General features: G+C 64.0%; 14 protein-coding genes. 7 read left to right on the forward strand and 7 right to left on the reverse strand.

All coding sequences use genetic code 11. The annotated features are described in order from the left end of the window. Nucleotide 1: 1 nt before the first annotated feature. The 6 genes from K3163_RS06745 to K3163_RS06770 are packed head-to-tail and all read left to right on the forward strand — an operon-like array spanning nt 2 to nt 5,789. Nucleotides 2-1,960, forward strand: coding sequence for a TonB-dependent receptor plug domain-containing protein (locus K3163_RS06745; RefSeq protein ID WP_221553578.1), 1,959 nt, complete (start codon nt 2-4; stop codon nt 1,958-1,960). After that, the gene (locus tag K3163_RS06750) at nt 1,957-2,769 is read left to right on the forward strand and encodes an ABC transporter substrate-binding protein (RefSeq protein WP_345719710.1); all 813 of its coding nucleotides are present in this window, start codon (nt 1,957-1,959) and stop codon (nt 2,767-2,769) included. The genes K3163_RS06745 and K3163_RS06750 overlap by 4 nt, the downstream gene beginning before the upstream one ends. After that, nucleotides 2,766-3,719, forward strand: coding sequence for a FecCD family ABC transporter permease (locus K3163_RS06755; RefSeq protein ID WP_221553579.1), 954 nt, complete (start codon nt 2,766-2,768; stop codon nt 3,717-3,719). The genes K3163_RS06750 and K3163_RS06755 overlap by 4 nt, the downstream gene beginning before the upstream one ends. Next, the gene (locus K3163_RS06760) at nt 3,719-4,444 is read left to right on the forward strand and encodes an ABC transporter ATP-binding protein (RefSeq protein WP_221553580.1); all 726 of its coding nucleotides are present in this window, start codon (nt 3,719-3,721) and stop codon (nt 4,442-4,444) included. The genes K3163_RS06755 and K3163_RS06760 overlap by 1 nt, the downstream gene beginning before the upstream one ends. 14 nt (nt 4,445-4,458) lie before the next feature. Then, nucleotides 4,459-4,749: a GCN5-related N-acetyltransferase gene (locus tag K3163_RS06765; protein WP_221553581.1), complete on the forward strand. Its 291-nt coding sequence runs from the start codon at nt 4,459-4,461 to the stop codon at nt 4,747-4,749. 41 nt (nt 4,750-4,790) lie between these two features. Continuing rightward, on the forward strand, nt 4,791-5,789 hold the full coding sequence (locus K3163_RS06770; protein ID WP_221553582.1) for a hypothetical protein: 999 nt from the start codon (nt 4,791-4,793) through the stop codon (nt 5,787-5,789). A 61-nt stretch (nt 5,790-5,850) separates the two neighbouring features. Here K3163_RS06770 and K3163_RS06775 read toward each other — a convergent pair whose 3' ends face one another. From K3163_RS06775 to K3163_RS06805, 7 genes are all read right to left on the reverse strand, one after another. Continuing rightward, nucleotides 5,851-8,097 (reverse strand): M3 family metallopeptidase, encoded by a 2,247-nt coding sequence (locus K3163_RS06775; RefSeq protein ID WP_221553583.1) that lies wholly within the window; start codon nt 8,095-8,097, stop codon nt 5,851-5,853. A gap of 164 nt (nt 8,098-8,261) precedes the next feature. After that, nucleotides 8,262-10,211 (reverse strand): hypothetical protein, encoded by a 1,950-nt coding sequence (locus K3163_RS06780; RefSeq protein ID WP_221553584.1) that lies wholly within the window; start codon nt 10,209-10,211, stop codon nt 8,262-8,264. 113 nt (nt 10,212-10,324) lie between these two features. Continuing rightward, nucleotides 10,325-10,975, reverse strand: a complete 651-nt coding sequence (locus K3163_RS06785) for a TDP-N-acetylfucosamine:lipid II N-acetylfucosaminyltransferase (RefSeq protein ID WP_247712477.1) — start codon at nt 10,973-10,975, stop codon at nt 10,325-10,327. Continuing rightward, entirely contained in the window at nt 10,972-11,511 is a 540-nt protein-coding gene (thpR, locus tag K3163_RS06790) for an RNA 2',3'-cyclic phosphodiesterase (protein WP_221553585.1), read from the reverse strand. The genes K3163_RS06785 and thpR overlap by 4 nt, the downstream gene beginning before the upstream one ends. Before the next feature lie 56 nt (nt 11,512-11,567). Next, entirely contained in the window at nt 11,568-12,728 is a 1,161-nt protein-coding gene (locus tag K3163_RS06795) for a GGDEF domain-containing protein (RefSeq protein WP_221553586.1), read from the reverse strand. Between the two features lie 78 nt (nt 12,729-12,806). Further along, on the reverse strand, nt 12,807-13,733 hold the full coding sequence (locus K3163_RS06800; protein ID WP_247712478.1) for a lysozyme: 927 nt from the start codon (nt 13,731-13,733) through the stop codon (nt 12,807-12,809). Between the two features lie 356 nt (nt 13,734-14,089). After that, nucleotides 14,090-15,478, reverse strand: coding sequence for an outer membrane protein assembly factor BamB family protein (locus K3163_RS06805; protein ID WP_221553587.1), 1,389 nt, complete (start codon nt 15,476-15,478; stop codon nt 14,090-14,092). Nucleotides 15,479-15,899: 421 nt separating this feature from the next. On the opposite strand from K3163_RS06805, the gene uvrA reads away from it, so the two are divergent. After that, complete coding sequence (gene uvrA, locus K3163_RS06810; RefSeq protein ID WP_221553588.1) at nt 15,900-18,815, forward strand: excinuclease ABC subunit UvrA; 2,916 nt, start codon at nt 15,900-15,902, stop codon at nt 18,813-18,815. Nucleotides 18,816-18,841: the final 26 nt, after the last annotated feature.

Here is an 18,841-nt window from a genome sequence, read left to right on the forward strand (position 1 = left end):
AGTGACTAAGTATGTGTTCTTGCTGACTGCATCGGCGATACCCAGCGCCGCGCTCGCGCAGGATTCGACCGAGGATGCGCTGGCGGAGATCATCGCTGCGCAGGATGCCGGTGAACCCGCCGATCAGGCTAACTACGGCCAGCCGCCGAGAGGTCAGGTCGAGCCTGTCCCTGTAGTCGACGAACCGGCAGCTTCGATTACCGTCACGGCCAACGGCTTGGGCACCGATATCCGCAATACCGGCCAGCCCGTCACTGTCATCGCGCGCGAGGAAATCGTCTCGGTGCAGGGTGCCGATCCGACCCGCGTCCTGGCGCGCGTGCCGGGACTTACCTTCTCCCGCAACGGCGGAGTTGGCGGATTCACCGGGGTGAACCTGCGCGGCGCAGGCTCCGAGCAGGTGCTCGTTCTGGTCGACGGCGTTCCCGTTGCGGATCCTTCCGCGCCGGCCGGCGGCTTCGACTTCGGCAGCCTCCTTACCGGCACGGCGTCCAAGATCGACGTGCTGCGCGGCTCCAACTCCACGATCTGGGGTTCGGACGCGATCGGCGGTGTGATCGACATTTCCACCCGCGCCGATACAGGCTTTCAGGGCAGCCTCGAGGCGGGCTCGCGCGGTTCGGTCTTCGCCAGCGCGCTCGGCGGCGTGAGCGATGACAAGTTCTACGTCGGCCTGACCGGCTCGTGGTACGCGACCGACGGGTTCTCCAGCGCCGCAAACGGTGTCGAGGACGACGGCTTCACGCAGATGGCCACGGGCATCACCGCCTTCTACGACGTGGCAGGGAATCTCGAGCTCTCCGGCCACCTCAACATGAGCGAGAGCCAGCTCGACATCGACGGCTTCCCGGCACCTTCGTTCGCGCTGGCCGATACGGGCGAGACCCAGAAAACGCTGCGTTACTGGGGGGATATCGGACTTAGTTACTACGGCACCGACCTTACCCTGCGTGCCCGCTACAGCCGCGCGGACACCGATCGCACCAACCGTGCAGAGGACCGGACAGTTGCTTTCGAAAGCAAGGGCCAGATGGAGCGGGCCGACATTCGCGGCGAGTACCGCCTTGTCGGTGGGCTGACGGCTGCTTTCGGTTACGACTACCAGCGCAACCAGTACGAAACGACCTTCGACCAGTTCGCGCAGGCCGATATTCAGGGCGTCTACGCCCAGATGGGCTGGGTCATGGGCAACCTCTCCGTCCATGCAGGCGCGCGCGTCGACGATCATGACTATTTCGGCAGCGAGACCAGTTTCGGCGCCGATGCGAGCTACGTGCTCTCCAACGGCTGGCGTGTCCGTGCGAGTGTTGGCGAAGGCTTCAAGGCTCCATCGCTCTTCCAGCTGTTTTCCGATTACGGAAACCGTGCGCTCGAGCCAGAACAGAGTACCAGCGTCGACATCGGTATCGAGACGGGTCGCCGCGATTCAGGTCGCTATTTCTCGCTGACCGCGTTCCGCCGCGACAGCGAGAACCTGATCGATTTCGTTTTCTGCACCGGCGTGGCACCCACGCCCTGCAGCCCGGGACAGTTCGGCACCTATGACAACGTCGAACGCGCGCGTTCGCAGGGGGTCGAGGCTGAGGCCGGGATCAACCTGACGAGCGACCTTCGCCTGTCGGGTGTCTATTCGCTGGTCGATGCCGAAGACCGCATGACCGGCAACGAGCTCGCCCGCCGTCCGCGCAATTTCGGTACCTTCTTCGCCGACTGGCAATCGCAGTTCGGGCTAAGCCTCGGCGCAGACCTGCGCATCGTGGGCGACAGCTTCAACGACGCGGGCAATTTCACGCCGATCGACGGCTACGAGCTGGTCGACCTGCGCGCCTCCTTCGACTTCGGCGACAATTTCGAAGTCTTCGGCCGTGTCGAGAATGTCTTCGACACCGAGTATGAAACGGTCACCGGTTACGGGACCCCAGGCACAGGCGTCTTCGCCGGAGTGAGGGCCAGGATGTGAAGCCGCTCGCAGCGGCGATGGGCCTGCTGCTCGCCGGATGCGCGGGCAGCGGTGACCCTTCGTCCGGAAGCGTGAGCGGGCCGACCATCGTCAGTCTCAATCCCTGCACCGATGCGATCCTCGCCGAGGTCGCCGCGCCGGGGCAGCTGCTCGCTATCTCGCACTACAGCAAGGACCCGCGGGCCAGCTCGATGAGCGAGAGTGACGCGGCGCGCTTTGCTGCGACCGGCGGGACGGTTGAGGAGGTCATCGCGCTCGAACCCGACCTTGTGATTGCCAGCACCTTCATCGCGCCGGCGACGCGCAATGCGCTTGAGAAACTTGGTTTCACGGTCGAGACCTTCGGCGCCGCCGCGACCGTCGATGACAGCATCGCGCAGGTGCGCAGGCTGGCTGCGCTTGCGGGTAGGGAAGAGGCCGGAGCGGTGCTGGTCGGCGAGATCGAGCAGGCGATCGCGGACCTGTCAGCAGATGGAAACGAGATCGAGGCCGTGCTCTGGCAGCCGGGAGGGATCGTGCCGGGCGAGGGCGCGCTGGTCAGCGATCTTATGCGCCGCACGGGCTTCGGCAGCTATTCAGCCAAGCGCGGGCTGGCCCAGGCTGATTACCTCCCGCTCGAACAAGTTGTGGCGGACCCGCCCGAGGTGCTCCTCGTGGCGGGCAGCGAGGCAGGACAGGAACATCCGGTGCTCGACACGCTGCCGGGCCTGCGCCGCGAGACTTTCGATACGCGCCTGCTCTATTGCGGCGGCCCGACGATCATCGAGGCCGCTGCAAGGCTCGCCGAGATCCGCGGGAGTTCGACATGAACCGCGCCGCACTCGTCTTCGCGCTGCTGCTGCTCGTGGCAGTCCCGCTTTCGCTGATGGCCGGGCGGGTCTGGATCGATCCGGCGACGACCCCCAATGCCACTCTCATACTCGCCGAACTGCGCCTGCCACGTGCGCTGCTGGCGATCGTGGTGGGTGGCGGCCTCGGTGCTGCCGGTGCGGCGATGCAGGGCTACTTGCGCAATCCGCTCGCCGATCCGGGCCTTTTCGGCATCGCGCCGGGTGCCGCGCTGGGTGCAGTCGTGGCGCTGTGGTTCGGCTTCACGGCAAGCGCTTGGCTGCTGCCGCTTTTCGCGCTGATCGGGGCGGGCGGGGCGATGGCGCTGCTTGCTGCCATCGCGGGGCGAACAGGCGGCATCGCGCTCTTCACGCTGGCCGGTCTGATGGTGGCGAGCCTGGCCGGAGCACTGACCGCGCTTGCCATAAGTATGGCTCCCAATGCCTTCGCGATGAGCCAGATCGTGCTGTGGCTCAACGGCGCTTTGACCGACCGCAGCTGGCGCGAGGTGTGGCTTGCCGCACCGCTCGTGCTGGTCGGTATCGCGCTCCTGTGGCGCAGCGGGCGCTCTCTCGACGCGCTGACGCTGGGCGAGCCGGTGACGCGCTCGCTGGGCGTCGACACGAGACGGCTGCTCTGGCTCCTCGTGCTCGGCATCGGCCTCACTGTCGGGGCGGGTGTCGCCGTGGCGGGGATCATCGGCTTCGTCGGCCTGATCGTGCCGCATCTCGTCCGGCCGCTGACCGATCGCAGGCCTTCGCAGCTGATCATCCCGAGCGCGCTCGCAGGCGCATTGCTCGTACTCGTGGCCGACAGCGTGGTGCGCGTCCTGCCGCTGGTCACCGAGCTTCGCCTCGGCATCGCGTTGAGCCTGCTGGGGGCACCGTTCTTCCTCTTGCTCCTCCTGCGCATGCGGAAAGGACTGGCCTGATGCTCGGGACGATGAACCTTTCGGTCGAAGATCGCCTTCAGGGTGTCGACTGCCGGATCGAGCCGGGCAAGATCACCGCGATCTGCGGCCCCAATGGAGCGGGCAAGTCGACCCTGCTCGAAGTACTTGCCGGACTGCTCGTGCCCGACGGCGGTGAGGTCGTCATCGGCGAGCAGGGCCTTGCCAGCATGCATCCCCGCGAGCGGGCGCGCAGGATCGGTTACCTGCCGCAATCTGCACAGATCGCGTGGGACGTGTCGGTGCGCAGTCTGGTCGAGCTCGGGCGCATGCCGCATGGCGATCATCTTGCCGAGCCGGTGGACAGGGCGCTTGCCGCTCTCGACCTTGCCGAGTTCGCCGACCGCCGCGCGCAGTCGCTGTCGGGCGGCGAGACGGCGCGCGTCCTGCTCGCACGCGTCCTTGCGGGCGAGCCCGACTGGATCCTCGCCGACGAGCCGCTCGCAGCGCTCGATCTCGGCCACCAGCTCTCGCTGATCTCGCATCTTCGCGCAGCGGCGGACAGCGGATGCGGCGTCGTCATCGTCCTCCACGACCTCGCGCATGCGATGAATTTCGCCGACCGCGTCCTCGTGCTGTCGGAAGGCAGGCTGGTCGCCACCGAAGCGCCGGAGCTTGCCTTGTCGGAAGAACGCCTGCGCAAGGTCTGGGGAGTCGACGCAAGGTGGCTGGGGGAAGCCGGGGCGAGGGCACTCGTCACGAGCTGAGGCGTTATCCTTCCATGGGACGCGATGCATTGACCGAGAAGTGGTTCGACCTGACGCGCGAGCGTATGCCCGGGCTTGCCGAGGCGCGTTCGTGGCCGGTCCGGTTCGACCATTGTTTCCAGCGCATCCTGCTCGACAATGCAGTGGGCGCTAAGTGGAACGAGGAAATTCCCGCCCCGGCCTATCGCCATGCGCCGGACGAAGTGCTCGAGCGGGCGACACGCCTGGGCGAGGCCGTGATCGCGGGCGAGGCGGACCTTTCCGAACTCAACGCCAATTCGCTGGCATGGCGGGGCAAGCTCTAGGCACGGCTTGCGCCAGCGTCATGATGGGCTAGGCGTGTCGCATGACCGACACGAGCAGTATTGCCGCCGACCCCAGCTGGCTCCCACACCGGATCGACGTGCCCACGCGGATGGTGGAATTCATCCGTGTCGAGCGCGACGAATTGTCCGCACAGGGCTTCCTCGCCGACCGCAGCGGGGAAGGCGACGCCAAGGCGATGGTCTCGTGGGACGAGGTGACCGCGATGCGCCCCGAAAGCGGCAAGTTGCACTTCATCTTTCACACCGCGTTCTGCCGCTCCACCCTCCTGGCGCGTGCGCTCGATGCACCCGGCGTTTCGGTCGGGCTCAACGAGCCGGGCATCATCGTGAGCATGTACAATGCGGGCGAGGCAGCAAGGCCGCTTATCGCGCCGCTGCTGGCGCTGCTCGCTAGGCCGCATGCTCCGGGCGAAGCCGTTTTCGTGAAGCCTACCAATCACTCGAACATGCTGATGCCCTCGCTTCTTCAGGCGCGGCCCGACGCGCGTGCGATCCTCATGTCCAACGCCCTTCCGGTGTTCCTGCGCTCTGTCGCCCGCAAGGGCCTCATGGGCAGGCGCTGGGGCCGCCAGCTATTCCTCGAGATGCAAGGTTATGCAGGCATGGATTTCGGCATGGACGCGCGCGAGAGTTTCGCGATGAGCGACCTGCAGGCGGCAGGCCTCGCCTGGTTCCTAGCCCAGCGCTGGTTTGCGCTGCATCTCGGCGGGCAGGTGCAGGGCGTTGCCGGTGACCGCATGCGGGTTCTCGATGGCGACCGCTTCGATGCAGAGCGCGAGACCACGATCGCATCCGTGCTCGATTTCGCCGGTGTGGATGCGCCGGACGGATTGGTGGGCCAGCTGGCCACGGGGGATGTCTTCTCTCAGCATTCGAAGCTGGGCGGCTCCTTCAAGGAAAAGGCTGCCGAGGAAGAAGACGCGAAACTGGTCGAGGAGATCGAGCAGGTCGAGAAATGGGTCGGCATTATCGCTGGCCAGACCGGCCTTCCGATCCCGCTCAAGCAGACTCTCTTCTAGGCAAGAAAAAGGGGGCCGGACCTCGCGGCCCGACCCCCAATCGTTTCCTCGTATCGAAGGCTTATTCGACAGCGGTTTCGGGCAGCTTGCCGTCCGATGCCGTGCCTTCGCCCGTCTCGTCGCCAGCAATGAGGCCGAGCGCTTCGAGCATGTAGCGGACGTCGGGCTTACGGCCGGCGAAGGTCTGGTACATCTCGAAGTAGTCCTGCGTGCCGCCGCGGCTCAGCACGGTGTCGCGGTAATGCTGGCCGGCTTCGATCGACAGGCCACCGTTCTCGCGGAACCAGTTGCGGCTGTCGTGGTCGAGCATCTGCGTCCACAGGTAGCTGTAGTAGCCGGCGGAATAGCCTTCCGGGCTGCTGAAGATGTGGTTGAAGTAGGTGCTGCGATAGCGCGGCGGCACGAGATCGATCTCGAGGCCGAGCTCTTCGAGCGACTGGCGTTCGAAGGCCGAGACCTTTTCCGGCGTGTCGAGTGCGGCAGCTTCTTCCTTGCTCAGCGCGGCCCACTTCATGTCCAGCAGGGCGGCCTCGACGACTTCGCCGAAGTCATAGCCCTGGTTGAACTTCGAGGCGGCCTGGATCTTCTCGACCATCTCGGTCGGGATCGGTTCGCCGGTCTCGTAGTGGAATGCGTAGTTCTGGAGCACTTCGGGCCAGGTCATCCACATCTCGTGGACCTGGCTGGGATATTCCACGAAGTCGCGCGCGGTCGCCGTGCCCGAGAGGCTTTCATAGCGCTGGTCGGCGAAGAAGCCGTGCAGCGCGTGGCCGAATTCGTGGAAGGTCGTGTTGACCCAGTCGAAGCTGACCAGCTGCGGTTCGCCTTCGGGCGCCTTCGGGATGTTGAGCACATTGTAGATCACCGGCTTGGTGTCCCACAGGTAGCTCTGGTCGACGAAGTTGCTCATCCATGCACCGCCGCGCTTCGAGGGGCGCTGGAACGGGTCGAAGTAGAACAGGCCGAGCTCGCTGCCGTCGCGGTCGAACACGGTGTAGACCCACACGTCGGGGTGATAGACCGGAATGTCCGTGCGGCGCTCGAAGGTGAGGCCGTAAAGCTTCTCGGCCATGAAGAAGACGCCGTCTTCGAGCACGCGGTCGAGGACGAAGTATTCCATGACGGCATCTTCATCGAGATCGTACTGCTCGGCCTTGATGCGGTTGGCATAGCGATACCAGTCCCACGGCTTCACTTCGTAATCGCCGCCGTCGGCAGCGATCGCTTCGTTCAGCATGGCGGCTTCACGGCGCTGCGTGGCGGCGAGGGCCGGGACCATCTGCTCCATGAAGGCGAGCGCGGTTTCGGGCTTTTCGGCCATGCGATCCCACATGGTGTAGCTCGCCCAGTCGGGCTTGCCGAAGAGCTCTGCTTTCTCGGCGCGCAGCTCGGCGATGCGGGCGATCAGCAGGCGCGTGTCGATATCGGTGGTGCCGTCGGCGCGGTGATAGCTTGCCTCGAACAGCTTCTGACGTGCTTCGCGGTCGTCCATCGCGGGGATGAGCGGCTGCTGCGTCGTGTTCTGGAGCGCGATGGCATACTTGCCTTCATGACCCAGCTCGGTCGCGAAATCGGCGGCCGAGCGGATGTCGGCATCCGAAAGGCCGGCAAGCTGATCGCGGCTGTCGAAGATGACCGGCTGTTCGGACATCGCATTGCGTGCGAGCTGGCCGAACTCGGTGGTGAGCGTCGACAGCTGCGAGTTGATCGACTTGACCTGCTCGCGCTGCTCATCGGTCAGCAGGGCGCCGGCCTGGACCATGCCCTCGTAGGTGTTCTCGAGCAGGGTCGCATCTTCGGGCGTCATCGTCATCGAAGCGCGGCTGTCATACACCGCCTTCACGCGTGCGAAGAGGACGGGATCGAGACGGATGCTGTCGCCATGCGCGGTCAGCTTGGGGCTGATTTCCTTGTTGATGGCGTCGAGACCCGGCGTGGTGTTGGTGCCGGTGAGGTTGAAGAAAACGCGCGCTACGCGGCCGAGCATGCGGCCCGACTTTTCAAGCGCGACGATGGTATTCTCGAAGGTCGGTGCTTCCGGATTGGCCTTGATCGCTTCGACCTCTGCCTTCTGGATCGCCATGCCCTGCTCGAACGCGGGGATGTAGTCGTCTTCCGAGATCTTGGTGAAATCGGGCGCGAGGAAGGGCAGCGTGCTGTCGGCTGCGAAGTAGCCGGTGCCTTCGGGGATGGTCACGGTGTTTTCGACATCGGCGTCGGCAAGCGGGTCCATCTCTCCTCCCGGGGTGGTGCTGCATGCTGCGAGCAGGGCGGCGGCGGCGGTAGTGGCCAGAATGTGGGCCTTCATGGTCTCTCCAATATTTCTGCGGTGGCGCGTGGATTGCGGGCAGGGCCGGGCGCACGCGCGTGCGACGCGCGCTATTGAGCGGAAACCGCGGTTTTTGGCAAGCTACAGGGCGTCCAACCGCCGATTCCGGTCGGCGGAGGACATTCTCTGCAGTGTTTCGGGCTCTACCGTTCGATATCGGCCAGGAGGCGGCGCATGAGCGCCATCACGTCGAGACCCTTTACGCGTGCATCCTCGCCTTCGCGCGGAGGCAGCATGGCGGTGAGCTTGTACTGCTCGCCATCGGGTTCGAGCATGAAGGAGCCGCCGGCCACTTCGACCACTGCCTTTCCGTCCTCGTCCTTCAGGAGGATGATGTCGTTGCTCGAGGTGACTTCCTCGCCCAGCAGCACTTCCTCGGTCAGCGTGTAGAGGTTCTTGCTCGCCTCCTTCAGCGAATAGCGGAAGTAGAGCGGTGCGCCAAAGTCGGCGTTGGCACGCTCTGCCACGGGCGGCGGGCCGTCATTGGTCGAGATCGTCGCGTCCATGCGCATGTTGCGCACTGCGAGTGCGGGCGACTGGTCCTTGAGGATGGTGTGCTGGCCACGACGGTTGTCGGGCAGGCATGTCGCGGTCCACTCGATCTTCACATTGCCCGTGGGCTTTTTGTCCCTGTCGACGAGGGGAATTTCCTCGCGTGTCGGCAGGCACCAGATGAGGTCCATGTCGATCTTTCGCTCGATCGCCGGGGTCGCGGGCATCTGGTAGCCATAGCCGCCATAGGTCACGGTCGTGCGCTTGGCGGGGACACCATAGACCGGCATACCGCCTTCGACCGAACGGCTGGAGAGCAGCGTGCGGATCTTCACGTCCTCGGTCACGACGCCGGTGTAGCCATGGCGGAAGGCCGAGGTGACGAAGTGGTCGCCTACCTTGAAGGGAGTCTCGGCGACAGTCACGTCACCGGTGCTCTGGTAGGGCAGGCGGGTGAACTGCTGGTTCGCCGAAAGCTGCGCCTGGGCGGGGGCGAAGCCGGCGCTGAGCGGTGCCAGCTTGTCGCGGCCCTCGACGCGGTAGAGCGTCTCGGTGTCGAGCACGCGCTCGAGCTGGATCGAGGCGCCCGACTTTTTCGAACTGATCTGTGCATAGGCCGGACCCATGCGCGCCACGCGGCCACCCTTGTTGGCAGGCTCGACGCGTTCGTACTTCTCCGACTTGGCGCAGTAGGGATCGCCCCAATAGGTGCCCGCGCGCGAAGCCGGCTCGTTGCCATGCTCGTCGGTGCCGAGGCGCAGCTGGTAGTAGGGGAGGTCCCAGTCCTTGCCGCAGGTCGTCCACTGGGCCTTCATCTCGGGAAGGCCATCGTTACGCACGGTGTAGGGCGCGGCTGCCTGCATCGGGACCGCCGCGGTCAGCACGGTTGCACCGTGGACCGATTTGCCGCTGCGGCTGGCGATGAAGGCGAACTCGTCGAAGCTGCGGTCACCGTCGCGGTCGATCAGGCACATGTCCTTCTCGCCGCTGGGGGTTGCAACCTGCGTTCCGCAATAGACGACGCCTTCGAGCGTGGTCAGGCTGTTCTTGTCATCGGTGGAACGGAAGCGAGCCTCGTAGAGGTCGATCTCGCCGGTGCTGCCGTCCTTCCAGGTCACGTTTGTGGTGGCAGCCGATGCAGCTCGCGCACCGGTTTCACCGAGATAGCGGTCCTTCGGCGCATCGCCGGTGTGCCAGACACTGCCGGCGCGTTCGTTGCCCGAGAGCGCGGTGAGGCGCAGCGGCACGTCGATCGCGACCGAGCGGTGCAGGATTTCGGTACGGGTGAACATCTCGGCGAGAGCCATCGGCTCGATCGCCACGGCGATGGGAATTTCGTCGAGCAGAGCCTGTGCGCGCTGTTGCGGATCGAGGCGACGGTTCACGCCTTCCGCCATGATTTCGAACAGCGAGCGTTCTTCCGCCTCGATTTCCTGAGTGGCGGGTGCGGGCGGAGGTACCATGACCGGCGGCGGTGTCGTGGACGATGGCGCAGGTACGGCCTGAACCGGCACGGGCGGACGCTCCTGCGCAGCCGCCATTGAACCGACGCAAAGCGCAGCAATTGCCGCCGAACCGGCGACGCCAGACAGATATTTCATGATACAACCCCTGAATATACGAATCCCTGTGCGTAATTTGCCGCGTTTCAGGGGCGAGAGCAAATAAATCCGCACGCCATCTGCAGAATTTCGCAGACCGGCATTTCGTCTCGTCAGTCGATTAGTCGACCCTGTCCGAGATCGGCCTGGTCGACAGCAGCGGTAGCCGCTTCGAGCAGAGCCTGGCGGTTCACGGTTACCACTTTGGGCTGACCCTTTTCGTCGACGACGAGCCACAGGGATCCTAACGCGAAAAACGCGCCTTTTTCCTTCTCGACGGTCATTTGCGACAGGTCGAGGCCCTGCAGCATATCGAGCATGTGCGGATCGAAGATGTCATCGAATAAAGCCTCCACCTGCTCTTCGGTGAGGTCCTGCCGCTCGCCATTCTCGTCGATGTAGAGCAGCGGTATGCCGAGCTGCGCGAGGATGCGCGCCTTGTCGCCGCTCCGCGCGGCTTCGCGAAGCGCGGCGATCGCGGCCTCGAACCGGCTCGGGCTGGCGCCGGTCGCACAGGATATCGCGCCACCTTTGACGACGTCGTTCGCCCGGTCGAACTCGATGTCGGGTTCCTCTTCCTCCGACCAAACCAGCAGGAGGCAATTCTCTATGGCGTCAGGATCGTCCTGCTCGGTGATCGTCTCGAGAAGTTGCTGGCTCCCCGGGGCCTCGTCCGTAGCTTCGCCTTCGGCTCGCGAACATGCGCCCACCAGCGCGCCGGTGAGGGCGACGGTCAGGGTAAGGCGAAGTGCGTTCTGCATCATTCCTCGCAGCGGTAGGTCACGACCGGTTCGTAGAGAGAACCCTGCGGGCGCAAATGGCTCTCGTACAGTGCGTAGGTGTCCACCTGCCATGGTCCAAGCGCAAGCCCTGCATGGCGTGCAAGGAATGGGGCAAGCGGTCCGCATGACTGGTTGAGGCGGGCCAGAGTTATGTGCGGCGCGAACTTGCGGCTCTCGGGCGCGATGCCGACCGACACGCATATGCGCTCGATCTTGCGCTGGAGATGGAGAAGCGGTTCGCTGGCAGCGATGCCCGCCCACAGCGTGTGCGGCACGCCCTTGCGCTCAAACGAGCCGACGCCGCTAACTGCCAATTCGAACGGGGCAACGCTCAGCCGCCCTAGCGCTTCGGCAAGGTCGTCCGCCTGGTGCGGATCGGTTTCGCCGATGTAGCGCAGCGTCAGGTGCAGCTGGTCGTCATCCTGCCAACGCGCATTCTCGACGCCGTCCATGAGGTCGATAAGCGCATCACGGATGGCGCATGGCGGGCGGATGGCGATGAAGAGGCGGTGGGACATGACGGTACGGATTTTTCAGAGCGCGTAACAGAACGCGGCTTGGTTCGGTACCGCGATCAGGCAGCTAGTTCGCGGTCGCGGGAGCGCACGGTATTGCGTCCCGCGTTCTTGGCCTCGTAGAGTGCCGTGTCGGCACGTTGCAAGCCATGCGCAATCGGCTCGCCCCGGTAGAGATGCGAAAGCCCGATGGACGCGGTCGCTAAGCCTTCGGGCATGGAGAATTCGAAGGCGACCCGTTCGATCTTCATTCTCACACACTCTGCAAAGGCGCTTGCCTCTGCCTCTTCGGAGAGGTCCAGGAATATCGCGAACTCCTCGCCACCGAGCCGCGCGGCATAATGAGTTTCGCCCGGCAATTCGCGCAGTGTGTCCCGTATGACAGTGGCGATCGCGACAAGCAGGCGATCGCCAAGGTCGTGACCGAAGCGGTCGTTGACTTGTTTGAACCTGTCGATGTCGATCAGCATGACGTGTGCCCGATCATTTCGGGCATTCTCGTGGTTACGGTATTCGAAGACCGCACGCCGATTGTAGAGGCCGGTCAGCGGATCGCGCTTGGCGAGGAATTCCGCGTGGCTGAGCGCATCGGCGAGCTCTTCGCCGAGCCTGCGGTTTTCGACCAGCATGTCCGCAGCCCTGATGCTCTGCTTCGCCGTTCCGAAACTGAATAAGGTGAGTACTGCCACCACGATCGTGAGACCGAGACCGAATTGCAGTGCCAAGGGCCCGGCGTCCATAGCCAGCCCGGCCAAGGCCGAGGCAAGGAAGGAGAGGATGAAGGGCACCCACATGTGCGGCGCGGAGGAGGTGTTCGAGGAGATGAGGCTCACGCAGACCAGAATGGCGCCGAAGATCATGAACGAGGCAGCGTGGAGCACCGGTTCGAGCATCACGGGCAACAGCAGCAGTCCCCAGCTCAGGCCACCGAGCAGGCTGACGAACACGCCGAAGTAGATGGTTGTCATGGTAGGGGCATTCACCCCCAGTTCCCGCCTTATCCGAGTGTAGACAATGGCAGACAGGAATATGATGACGAAACGCAATAGCGCCGGCAGATAGAATGCCGTTGCGTTGGGGAGCGTCTGCGAAAGACCGATAATCGCGGCGCTTGCCAGGATATTCGCAAGAAGGGTGCGCTTTTCAACGTCACCAATCGCGCGCAGGGTTTCACTTTGCCGTTCTGCAAGCCAGTCAGAATCGCGCTCGTCGCGGCGCATACCCGAATTTCCCGTTAGACCCGTGTCGTTGAGGTGCGCGCCCTATCAACCTTGTCCTAAGAAACCAACAATCGGAAGCTAAGTATTCGAAGCCCCGCTGGTCGGTTCGCGGGGGTCTTCGTAGGTCGCATCCATGAAGATCTTCGCCCGACGTTCCGAGCGGAATTCCAGACCGCGGGCAACTTTTCCGCCCGCGTGTCGGTAGTCGAGTTCGCTCGCGATTCCTTCGTAGTCGCCGGCCGCAATGGCCGCGTTGAGACGCGGGCTTTCGCGCTCCGACACGTTGCCGAGGCCGACGTTGTAAACGAGGTCGAGCAGCGCATCGAATTCGTGCTGGTAAAGCGGCAGGTCGCCTACGAGGATACGGACGCCTTCCTCGGCCGTTTCGAGATCGGCATCGAGGAAGTCGAGCACGCGCTGTTCGGAAATTCGGTCGCCGACACGGAGGTTGTCCGCGGGGCGTACGAGATGGCCGACGCCCACCGTCGGATATCCGGCTACGTCACGATAGACCGTGTAGCGCACGCCTTCCTCTTCGATCAGCGCCTGTTTGAACTCGTCGCTGGCCTTGAGCAGGGCGGCGGGCATGCGCACGTCCTTCGCGACGATCGGCTGGCTGACCTTTACTTCGGGCTTTGCTCGCGGCGTCTGTGCCGGAGGTCCGGTAAAGGCGGCGAGGCTGATCGCGCCGGCGCCCATCATCAGCGATGCGCGCTTGCGTGTCGAAAGGCGCGGCTTGACCTTGTAGACCGTCGCTGCCGCCTGGCGCGCCTTCTTCAGGGCGCGGCGGTGATCGCGGTGACGCCTTATGCGGTGCAGCAGGCCCGAGGCCCGCTTGCTTTCGCCCGCATGGGGTGTCGATGTCCATTTCTCGTTGTCGAGCGGACGGTCGAGCTCCTTCATGATCGCCTTGAGCCGCTCGCTCTGGATTGTCTGGCGGGCGGTGCTCTCAGGCGTAGTCGATGAAGGGCGCGCGACCTTTTCCCTTTGCTTTTCGTCTGACATGTAATTCGTGCGCCTTGTAACTGTAATTGCTGGCGAAACCCGTCGTCGGGTTTCGCGTCTCCGGATTTCTGGCCTGATCCGCTGGGCGGGAGGCGTCCGGCTGGTGCTTGTCTTTAGAACGGACGAAAGGCGCAGTTGGGTCCACAGTCTGCCGATGGTGGGCAACGCCTGACGGTTGACGGCGGAGGCACGAACTGCCCCGTCAGACGATCGATTGGGTCACGAGCAGGGCTGGGACTTCGAATAACGGGCTGAAGATCGCGACCGACACGAAATCGGCCGGGAGCTCTCGCATGCGCCCGGCCGAAACTGGTTACTTCAAAGCGTAGGAGCAGGAAGCCCCTCCAGCATCCGTGTCAGGGGGCAAGCGAGACCGCGCGCACCCTGTTGCTGTCGCTTATCAGCAGGAGATTGTCCGGAGATATGGCGAGGTGCATTCCGTAGGTATCGGTTTCCCATACGACCGGATAGCCCGTTTGCGAGAGATCGAATGCGTAGGTCTTGGTCGTACCCGATACGAACAGGAGATTGTCGGCAATCACGACGTTGCTTCTGGCAGTGTCGCTTCCCGGGAACGCCAGCGAGAAGTCGACCGCTCCGGTAGCCGGATTGATCGCGTCGATCAGCTGAAGCCCGTGCCGAGCCGCAAACAGACGGTCATGCGCATAGGCTGGCGCGGTCGTGTATAGCGCCTCGGTGTTCCAGATCTTGGCGCCTGAGGTGACCGAATAACCCGAAAGTTTCGTGTCCCATTCATATGCCCTGGGCGAGGTGAATCCGAACACACGGCCATTCCCGTCAAGGACAGGTGCCGCCTCCCACGAATAGCCGCGCCAATCGAAGTCCGGGTCAGCCATCGACTTGACCAGCTCTCCTGTCAGGCGATTGAAAACATCCATCGCTCCGCCGGAGTAGTAGTACACGTAGTCTTCGTCAGCAGCCACGGTCTGGCCGTCCCAGATGGCGCCACCGGACCCGTTCCTCTCCCACACTTTTGTGCCGTCGGTGTGGTCGAAGTCATAGACAACATTGCCGTAATAGCCTGCCGCAACGAAAACGCTGTCGCCGAAAACGGTGGGCTGAGCGAAATCATGCCATTGCGCCGAAAAGATCATCTGCTGGAGGACGTTTCCGGTCTCGCTGTCCAGCACCCACTGGGGGTTGGTATCGGACGAGCTTTGCATCGAGGTCACGAAGACCTTGCCATCCGAAAAACTCGGCCCGCTGGTGTATGCTTGGTCGCCCAGCGATCGGGTCCACAATTTGCTGCCGTCTTCAGCGGAGAGAGCGTGCACGTCGGACTGACCGAAGTAGTTGCGCTGCGTGACGAAGACCTTGCCACGCGTCGACGAGAGTTCGAGTGTCTCGCCAGCGGCCAGGTCCCATGTCCAGGCATCGGCGAAGTCGGCCGGATCGTAATGCGCCGCGACATAGCCGGTATGTGCAGCATTTCGCTGGAACATGCCCCAATCTTCTAGCTGGACATCCAGCGTGAGCTGGAACGTTTGTGTGGAACCGGGATAAACGGTTGAACAATTGGCGGAGGTGCACAGCCGGAAGGTAATCGTGCTCGTCTTTTCGCCGCCCGCGGCGAGCGGAAGCGTTTCGAACTCGAGCGTAAAACTGGTTCCATTCGCGGTCGGGCTCCCCTTGAGAGCGTAGCGCTCACCCCCGATCGCGACATCGGCAACGATCGGCTGCGGCGAAGTGCCGGTATAGCTAGCGTCAAACCCGAAGGATGCCATTTCTCCTTCCTGGAGAACGATCGTGTCCGACGACTTGGAAAGAGTGACCGACAGCGTAGGGGGCGGCGTCGGGCCGCCGGTAGGAGGGCCGGAGCTGTCGCCGCCTCCACAAGACCCAAGAACAATGGCGCTCGCGCCGAGCGCGAGAACGGAAGCGACCCGCATTTGAAACCCCCCAATAAATACTTACCAAATTACCGTTCTCGATCGATCCTGTTCGAAACGGGCTCAGAAACAATGCGACGATTTCTTGTGCATTACAAGTGTGATGATCGATACTGGCCACAGCCTTGCGATTGGCGCGCCTGTCACCAGATAGGGGTCGCGGGAACTACGCCGTCACCGAACGCTTCGGGGAATGATGGCATCGGTTTCGCAGCCCACTTGACCCAAGCGAACAATTCGGGAACACGCTTCCTTCATGGCACTTACGAAGATCTCCGTCCGCGGCGCGCGTGAACACAACCTCAAGGGCGTCGATATCGATTTGCCGCGTGACAGCCTGATCGTGATCACCGGCCTTTCTGGCTCGGGCAAGTCCAGCCTCGCGTTCGACACGATCTATGCGGAAGGCCAGCGGCGCTACGTGGAGAGCCTCAGCGCCTACGCACGCCAGTTCCTCGAGATGATGCAGAAGCCCGATGTCGAGCATATCGACGGGCTGTCTCCCGCCATTTCGATCGAGCAGAAGACGACGAGCCGCAACCCCCGCTCGACCGTGGCGACGGTGACCGAGATCTACGACTACATGCGCCTCCTGTGGGCGAGGGTGGGGGTGCCCTATTCGCCCGCCACCGGCTTGCCGATCGAGGCGCAGACCGTCTCCAACATGGTCGATCGGGTGATGGCGCTGCCCGAGGGTACGCGCCTCTACCTGCTCGCGCCGGTGGTGCGCGGTCGCAAGGGCGAATACCGGAAGGAACTGGCCGAGTGGCAGAAGGCGGGCTTCACCCGCGTGCGCATCGATGGCGAAATGTATCCGATCGAGGAAGCGCCTGCGCTCGACAAGAAGTTCAAGCACGACATCGAAGTGGTGGTCGATCGTCTCGCGGTGAAGGAGGGGCTGGAAACGCGCCTCGCCGACAGTTTCGAGACCGCGCTCAAGCTCGCCGACGGCCTCGCCTATGTCGACCTCGCCGATGGCGTGGTGCCGGGGCGCGAGGACGAGGCCGAGGGTGGCGGTGCGATGAAGGGGGCGGGGCTGCCCGCGAACCGCATCGTGTTCTCCGAACGCTTCTCCTGCCCCGTCTCGGGCTTCACCATCGAGGAGGTCGAGCCGCGCCTGTTCTCCTTCAACGCGCCCCAGGGGGCCTGCCCGACCTGTGACGGGATCGGCGAAAAGCAGCTCTTCGACCCGCAGCTGGTCGTGCCCAACGAGGCGCTGAGCCTCAAGAAGGGCGCCGTCGTGCCCTGGGCGAAGAGCAACCCGCCGAGCCCCTATTACATGCAGGTCCTCGCCAGCCTCGCGCGCGAATACGAGTTCAGCCTCGAGACGCCGTGGGAGGATTTCGACAAGGAGATCCGCGAGATCATCCTCTACGGCACCAAGGGCCGCGCCATCCCGCTCACCTTCAAGGACGGGCGCAAGGAATACACGGTCAGGAAGCCGTTCGAGGGCGTGATCGGCAACCTCAACCGCCGCATGCTCCAGACCGAGAGCGCGTGGATGCGCGAGGAGCTGTCGAAGTTCCAGACCAGCCAGCCGTGCGAGACCTGCCACGGCAAGCGCCTCAACGAGAAGGCGCTCGCGGTGAAGATCGCAGGGACCGACATCGCCACGCCCACGAAGATGAGCGTCGCCGATGCGAAGGAGTATTTCCTGAAGCTCCCCGACGATCTCAACGATACGCAAGGCCAGATCGCCAAGGCCATCCTCAAGGAGATCAACGAGCGGCTGGGCTTCCTCGACAATGTCGGGCTCGACTACCTCAACTTGGACCGGACCAGCGGTACGCTGTCCGGTGGTGAGAGCCAGCGTATCCGTCTCGCTTCGCAGATCGGCTCGGGCCTCTCGGGCGTGCTCTACGTGCTCGATGAGCCCAGCATCGGCCTCCACCAGCGCGACAACGACCGGCTGCTCGAAACGCTGAAGCGCCTGCGCGATCTCGGCAATACGGTAATCGTGGTCGAGCACGATGAAGACGCGATCCGCCAGGCGGACCACGTGGTCGACCTCGGCCCCGGCGCGGGCGTGCGCGGGGGCGAAGTGGTGGCGCAGGGCACGCTCAAACAGGTCTTGAAGTCGAAGAAGTCGCTCACCGCGGACTACCTCACCGGGCGGCGCGAAATTTCAGTCCCCGCCACCCGCCGCAAGGGCAACGGGCACGAGCTCACCGTCCACGGCGCGCGGGCGAACAACCTCAACGACGTCACCGCCTCCATTCCGCTCGGCACCTTTACCTGCATCACCGGCGTCTCGGGCTCGGGCAAGTCGTCCTTCACCATCGACACGCTCTACGCCTCCGCCGCGCGCCAGCTGAACGGCGCACGCATCGTGGCGGGCGCGCACGACAAGGTCACCGGCCTCGAATATTGCGACAAGGTTATCGAGATCGACCAGTCGCCCATCGGCCGCACCCCGCGCTCGAACCCGGCGACCTACACCGGCGCCTTCACCCAGATCCGCGACTGGTTCGCCGGCCTCCCCGAAGCGCAGGCGCGCGGCTACAAGCCCGGCCGCTTCAGCTTCAACGTCAAGGGTGGCCGCTGCGAGGCATGCCAGGGCGACGGCCTCATCAAGATCGAGATGCACTTCCTGCCCGACGTCTACGTCACCTGCGAGGAATGCGGCGGCAAGCGCTACAACCGCGAAACGCTGGAGGTGAAGTTCAAGGGCCACTCCATCGCCGACGTGCTCGACATGACGATCGAGGATGCGGAGGATTTCTTCAAGGCCGTCCCCCCGATCCGCGACAAGATGCACATGCTGAACGAGGTTGGGCTGGGCTACGTCAAGGTCGGCCAGCAGGCGACCACGCTGTCAGGCGGCGAGGCGCAGCGCGTGAAGCTCGCCAAGGAACTCAGCAAGCGCAGCACCGGCCAGACGCTCTACATCCTCGACGAGCCCACCACGGGCCTCCATTTCGAGGATGTCCGCAAGCTCCTCGAAGTGCTCCACCGGCTGGTGGACCAGGGCAATTCGGTGGTGGTGATCGAGCACAATCTCGACGTCATCAAGACCGCCGACCACATCCTCGACCTGGGGCCGGGCGGCGGCGTACGCGGCGGCGAGGTCGTTGCGCAGGGCACGCCGGAGGATGTGGCAGAGGTGCCGGAGAGCTATACGGGGCAGTATCTCAAGCCGATGCTCGAGCGGCAGCGCGAGGCGGCGGAGTAGACGCGAGCGCGAACCCGACCTCTGCA

This window comes from Qipengyuania xiapuensis (genome assembly GCF_019711395.1).
Taxonomy (GTDB): Bacteria; Pseudomonadota; Alphaproteobacteria; order Sphingomonadales; family Sphingomonadaceae; genus Qipengyuania; species Qipengyuania xiapuensis.